The 6,184-nt window shown below is 68.6% G+C and carries 5 protein-coding genes; 1 reads left to right on the forward strand and 4 read right to left on the reverse strand.

What is annotated here, in order from left to right; genetic code table 11:
• Positions 1-1,526 (reverse strand): toll/interleukin-1 receptor domain-containing protein (locus AC559T_RS07430; RefSeq protein ID WP_498868217.1); only part of this gene is annotated, 1,526 nt, incomplete at its 3' end.
• 839 nt (positions 1,527-2,365) lie between these two features.
• Positions 2,366-3,484 (reverse strand): restriction endonuclease, encoded by a 1,119-nt coding sequence (locus AC559T_RS07435; protein ID WP_498868218.1) that lies wholly within the window; start codon positions 3,482-3,484, stop codon positions 2,366-2,368.
• Positions 3,485-3,739: 255 nt separating this feature from the next.
• Between AC559T_RS07435 and AC559T_RS07440 the strand changes: the two genes are divergently transcribed.
• Positions 3,740-4,006 carry a toll/interleukin-1 receptor domain-containing protein gene (locus tag AC559T_RS07440; protein WP_498868219.1) on the forward strand — a complete coding sequence of 89 codons (267 nt, stop codon included), beginning with the start codon at positions 3,740-3,742 and terminating at the stop codon, positions 4,004-4,006.
• 174 nt (positions 4,007-4,180) lie between these two features.
• Here AC559T_RS07440 and AC559T_RS07445 read toward each other — a convergent pair whose 3' ends face one another.
• Together AC559T_RS07445 and AC559T_RS07450 are read right to left on the reverse strand one after the other, a co-directional pair.
• Positions 4,181-4,576: an SRPBCC family protein gene (locus AC559T_RS07445; RefSeq protein ID WP_498868220.1), complete on the reverse strand. Its 396-nt coding sequence runs from the start codon at positions 4,574-4,576 to the stop codon at positions 4,181-4,183.
• 118 nt (positions 4,577-4,694) lie between these two features.
• Positions 4,695-6,184: alpha/beta hydrolase domain-containing protein (locus AC559T_RS07450; RefSeq protein WP_498868221.1), on the reverse strand; the 1,490-nt coding region annotated here is incomplete at its 5' end.

A 6,184-nucleotide genomic window follows, 5' to 3' on the forward strand; every position in this document is an offset into this window, starting at 1 on the left:
AGAGCCTGGAGCGGGGCGGCGTGGGGGGTGTGTGGCTGACCGGTCAGCCAGACACCGACACGGCCCTGGTAGGCGAACCACACCAACGCGTCCAGCAGTGCTCGCTGCTCGGCAGGACGCGATTCCCGCGCGGCTGGATCGACGACCAGCACCAGGTCCGCACGGCCGAACCCCGAGGCGACGGCCTGGGCGGCCCCCACCGCGCGAATATCCGGCGGAAAGCGGCTGGTCCGTGGTCGCGGTCCGCCACGCAGCGCGCGCTCGGCGAGATCGGCCAGGTACCGCGACGAGATCCCCCAGGCGTCGGCTGTCTTCGATGCGAGGTCCCGTATCGCCGCCGGCGCCGCTCCACCCGCGGACTCGATCGCCTCGCTCTCGGGCAGCCAGGCGGGCAGCATCGCCATCGCCACCGTCTCCAACTCGTCGAGCAGCGCTTGCTGGTGGGCGGGCATGGATGGGAGCACGGGTGGGCGGTAGGCGACGGCGGCGGGCGCGTCATCCGGCAGCGGGTCGAGTGCGCGACGCACAGCGGCGTCCGTCGTTCCCTTGAGCCAGGTCAACCGCGAGGTCGGCAACGCGGCCCAGGATGCGGCAGAAACTGCGATCGTGCCGACCGGCCAGGACGGTGCCGCCATCGCACGGCCGCCGGCGGTCGGACCAGGAGAACTCGCCTCACCAGTGGGCGGTGGCGGTGGCGGTGAGGACGGTGTTGATGGCGGAGCGTGCGGATCCCCGGCCGGCCCGCCGGAATGCGTGGTGGTCAGCCGGGCCCGCGAGGTACGCGCGCCGCCGCGGGCCTGGGCGGCCGGACGCCGCGCCTCACAGGTCTCGGACGCTTCCCGCCGGGCGAGCGCGACGCCGGGCCGGGCCGGGCGGGCTGGCGGAGAGGTGGAGACGCCAGCGTCCCGCACGGCGGGGTTCGGCACCGGCGTGACGAACCGGTCCGGTCTGTCGGTCCTGCTCAGAAGGTCAGCCGGATTGGGAACACTGGCCGGGCTGCGCGCGCCAGCCGGCCTCGGAGTGATGGTGGGGAAGGCTGGCGCGGGTCGAGCCGCGGAGGCGGCCGGCGTCTGACGGGGGAATGCCGGCTCGGCGGTGGGCTTGGCACGGCCGTCCAGGGCATGGCGGACGAGCTGCAGCAAGGTGTCCCGGGCCGACTCAGGGGAGACGTCGAACAGGTCGATCGGGGCCAGGCGAGCCAGCAGGCCCGGCGCCTCGCACTCCTCGACGCGGACGGGCAGCAGGCGCCGGTCGGATCCGGACGGATTCGCCGCGATGGCCGCCTGCCATTCGGGCGCGTCGTCAAGACACCGCAGGTAGGCCGCGGAGAGCACGAGAATCGTGCGTCTCGAGCCCACGATGCCCGCCTGAATATGCGAACTCCAGTTCGATCCCGGCACGGAATCCCACGCCTTGATCAGGACTCGATAATTCGCGGACTCCAGCTGCCAGGCGACCCACTCGGCCCAGGCGCGGTCCGACGCGGCATAGGAGAGTAAGAAGTCCCACCGGCCCTCTGACGACACAAGGTCTACCCCCGTCCGGGCCCGCCCCCGTATGCCGGCCCGCGCCGCGATTATTACATCGGCGACAGAGGGCGCCGCTCTGGTGGTTCGTCATGTGCGTGCAGTGCGAGATGCCTGCGGGACCGGTGGAGTTCGACGGGCGAGCGAGGTGAGTCCACATCATCTGGAAAACGTCAGGACAACGCGGCTCGCGGTCTCTCCGGCAATAGAGGCTCTACCGGGCGGCGCGAATCCGCGTTCGACTGCCGGATGACAGTGCCGCTCGTGGTTCACCGGACATCGTCCCTGGTCAGAGGCCGAACGGAGCGCAAGAATGAGGATCTCACTTCGGAGCGGTGGTCCGCCCGCGCGCGGTACAAGTGGATCGCGCAGACCGCGGCCTGCAGGAGACCCACCCGCGGGACCCTCGGCGCGGAGTGTTCTGATTGTGCCCGATGTGGCGGAGTTGCCGGTCGGATCCGTCCGCCGCCTCGCCGGGGAGGCCCCGGTTCCGGGTCTGACGGATGACACCAGCGTCGCGCGACGCAGAACCTGACCCGTGCGGTCGTGGCTGCCTGGGGCGTGCTGCGGGTGTGACCGTCAACCTTCGTGACAGCCGGATCACCAAGGCGCTGGCGCTACGGTGCCGTCCAGTTGTCCATCTGTGGCCCGGTGGCTCGCGGCGACGACATCGACGAAGCAGACGTTGACCTGCTGTACGTGCGGACGCCCGACTCGAGCATCGAGTGCGAGATCGTCGACTCGATTGAGGTCGCGGTCACTGCCGATGAAAGCGGGCAGCGTCGGCAGCAGTCCGCGGGACCGCAGAGGGCGTTTACATCACGACCGGCATGCCGCCGTCACCCTCGGTGTGGCCGTTGATAGTTTAGCCGGATGAGGCGGCCAGCTCGAAACAGCGAGATCGAGGACAGCAGGTCGGCCTTGATGCCGCGGGCGCGCTGCCCAGCCGTGCGCTCGTCATAAAGGAGCCAGTCCTCCAGCAGCGCCGGTAGCGAGAACTGGAGCTGAAAAGCCCGGGAACCGTCAGCGGGCACGATTATCCAGTCGCCGGTGACCTCGCGTCGGGTCACGAACTGGATGCTCACGCCGATTTCGGGCCCATTGTGTGCGACGTAGGTGTCGAGCGCGGCGAGGTCAGCAGGCCGCAGAGCCAGCACAAAAGGTGCGGACGGAAACGCGAAGACCAGATTCTCGCCCAGCTGCCCGACAGACTCGGCGGCAAGGAAGGCCAGGCGATCTCGGGGAAGAGCTTCAGCCTCTCGCCGTGCCGGGTTCAGTTCTTCTGCCCGTAGGGCTCGACGCGCACGCCTCTCGAAGCCGAACCAGTCATTGGGGTTCTCCGTGCTGATCTCGTCGGACTCCACATTGGTCCATGTGTCGAAGGCCAGCCTGAGAGCGGTACGGACCTGTCCGGTGGGCAACGGCGAAACCCGCGTATCTCCGGCAAGCTCGTAGACTCTCCGTGCGGTGTGGTCGACGGCGCTCAGCAACCTGGAAAAACCCGGGCTCGACAGGTCCACAAGGGAGATCTGCTGGGCGAGCGCGAACTGCTGGGCGGGCTTGGTGAAGCCGGAGGTGGAGAATAGGGCGTACCGGTAGTGGTAGCGTCGCATCGGGATCGCGCGTGAGCCCGCCGACGCCGTCGAGTGATGCTCGTTGACGTCGTGGATGACTCCATGTGCATTCCGCACGTCACCTAGACCCGTCTTCGCGGTACGATATTTCGCCTCGACGAAGATACGTAGAGGTAGCGAGAACGGAACCGGCAAGGTCAACTCGCCGAGCACATCGGCCTGGTGATCCGTGCCACGACCGCGTACGAGGAGCCCGTGTGCGCCCCGTTTCAGTGCCTCGGGGTCCTGCAGCTCGGATACCAGCAGGCGGTACCCACTCTCGTAAAGGAGCCGAGCCAACACCTCCTCCAGGATATAGCCCCGCAGCTGCTCCAGGCTGGTCATAGCACCGCTTCCTGGTGGGCCCGGCACTGAAGATCTCGGCGTCCCACCCGCTCGATCGTGTCAAGTTCGGCTCTGAAGTCGTCGATGAGGTGGCGGCCGGTTTCATGCTGCCGATCGCATCCAGCGCGCGGCCCGGGCAAGCACAGCTTCCTCGACGGTCCCGTACGACTGGGTCATCGAGCCGCCGCCTCGGGCAGCTTCGACGTTCTCCGGGGTAGGTGTGGCGGCGGGGCCCCGTCAGGCAGCAGCGGCCCCGTGGTCGTGGGGCGGGCCGGGGCTTCGCCGCACATTGACTTCTACGTGTCCTACGCGGACGCGGACCGAGGCTGGGCGGAACGGATCGCATCCGGGCCGGAGGAAGTCAACCATCGGATGATCTTAAAGGAATGGGACTTCACCACGGGATCGCATTGTGGCCGGGAGATGCACCGTGTCGCGACGGTGGCGCAGCCGACGGTCACGGTGCTCTCGGATGCCTACGTGACCTGCATCTTCGGGGAGGCCGAATGGCAGGCTGCCTGACGCGCGGACCCTTCGGGTGCCAATCGGGAAGGTGTCGCCGGTGTGGGTGAAGGGTATTCGGAACGGGGCGGAGCAAGCCGGAGTCGTCGGCGTCCGTCGACCACGGTGCTGGTCCACGGGGCCGCCAGGCCTGCGGAGTGGGGGTGTTCATGCAGGCCGGTCAATGGCCCCGCGTCAGGACTCCAGGAGGCTCCGCAGGCGTCCAAGGTCCGCACGCACGAGCGCCGCGTCCCGATCGAAATCGCCATCCGCCACGCCGGGCAGCTGGTAGAGCGTGAAGACGACCTCGCTGCCCGCACTGTTGCGCAGTACTCGGAGCGGGTTGTGAACCACCGTTCCGTCCGGGAGCGTCACATCGTGGTCAAGCACACCGTGCTGCACCGGACCCGTGAAGGAGACTTCGACCGTTCCCATCGGTGAATCCGTCACCCAGCGCCCTTCCTCGAGCCGGATGCCGTTGCTCAGGCCCGCCGCCCACCGGGGAAGGTTCTCCGGGTTCCCGGCGAAGGCGGCGACTGCCTCGGGGGCGCGTTCGATGGGCTGTGAGATGTGCAGCGCTCGCCACGTCATTCGACCAGGCTACGAGGAGCCGCGGCACACGCGAGGGAGGGGAAGACGCCGTCGACGGAGTGCGGCCTCTTCAGTGGCCACCCTGACGGCCTCACACTGAGTCATGTTCGACTCGGCACTAGCGTTCGGGGAACAGTTCGGCTGCGTTGGCCGCCGCGGTCGCTTTGAGCGCAGGTGCGTCGCGGGCGAGGATGTACCCGGCTGTCACGGCTTCGTCGGCGGCGTGGTCGTAGGCAGCGAGGTAGGCCTGGCGGTCGGGGTAGAGGGTCCGCAGTCGGGTGGTCGGGAAGGCTGACATCGTTCCGAACAGGGAATCCATCAGGGAGGCGCCCGGGACGGTACCGCTGTAGGTCGCGACGGGAACCTCGAGTTCCGGCATCCGGATACCGCCGAGGGCGTTGCCGTAGGTGTCCCGCTCGATGCGCGGCGGGTTTCCGGCGAAGGCGATGCGGGGCAGTGACGGCGGCGGGGCTCCGCCTGAGGCCCACCTCACCAGGTCCGCGCTGGCGGCGGACACGACCGGCTGCCAGTTGAGCGAGTTCGGAGCCGCCGTCGCGCCGACTGCGCCCGAGGTCGACCCGAGGGCGGCCGCGGGCAGGGTGAGGCCGTCGCGGGTGAAGAGTTTGACCACGTCGCCGATGGTGTCGGAACCGCCCCCGGCATGGGCGGCACCCGCGATCTCCCAGAATCGGAACGTGGCCGAGTCCGGTTGACGCGCCGGGTGGATCGACTCCGCCTCGGTCTCCGTGCTCACGAGGATCGACGGGATGCCGAGGTCATCGCGGATTCGCGTGGGCGGCCGGGTGAGCGATGCGGCGGCGTCGTCGGCTTCCGCGGCTATCTGGAAATCGGCCGCGCGCCCGAAGCTGGTGATCAACAGGGCGCCGTCGAGTGCCTTGCTCAGGGGCTGGACGCCGTTGAGGTAGGAGGTCAGGCGGAAGCCGGACTGGGATGCGCCGGTGCCGAACACGTGCTTGACGTCAAATCCTGCCATCGGGTCGACCGGCAGCTCTCCACGCTCGCGCCCGACGAGGAGCGCGGCCTTCGTGAAGATGTCGTAGGAGAAGTTGTCGCCGGGATGGATCAAAGATCCGTAACGATGCGGGTCCCAGTTCCGCAGGCCGTTTCCTTCGGCCCCGGGAACTCCGTCGAGGCCGACCTTCTGAGCCGACACGTAAACGGTGGCGTCGCCGTCGCGCACGCTCTCGTGGGTGAAACTGCCGATCTCGAATCCGGCCGTCACATTGAGCCAGGACAGCCAGACGGTGCCGCTGAACTTCCTGGGCTCGCTGGGACGGATCACGAGAATCCGCGTCCTGAACGGTGCCGTGGCGGCCGGCCGCAACGTCCAGCGGCCATCCGTACCGAGCTGCGTGCCCGGCGCCGGGGCGTAGGAGGTGGCGTTGCCGTCGAGGATGAACTCCTGGGCGGTGTAGCCATAGCTGGCGAGGTCGAACACCGGGAGCGAGAAGGGGTTCGGACGGTCGCCATTGGTCGTCGGTCCCGTGACGGTCGTCCCGGTGCGCCTCGCCGCGTTGACGGTCGGCGTCGCTGTCTGGGTGGGCGTGTCTCCGCCAACGTCGTCAGCGCAGGCCGCGACACTGGTCA

The sequence above is a fragment of the Frankia sp. Hr75.2 genome (assembly GCF_949319125.1).
GTDB classification, from domain to species: Bacteria; Actinomycetota; Actinomycetes; order Frankiales; family Frankiaceae; genus Parafrankia; species Parafrankia soli.

Excerpts from the sequence above, each read along its gene's own strand:
- AC559T_RS07435 (WP_498868218.1), bottom strand. The coding sequence starts at position 3,484 with ATGACCAGCCTGGAGCAGCTGCGGGGCTATATCCTGGAGGAGGTGTTG.
- AC559T_RS07445 (WP_498868220.1), bottom strand. The coding sequence starts at position 4,576 with ATGACGTGGCGAGCGCTGCACATCTCACAGCCCATCGAACGCGCCCCC.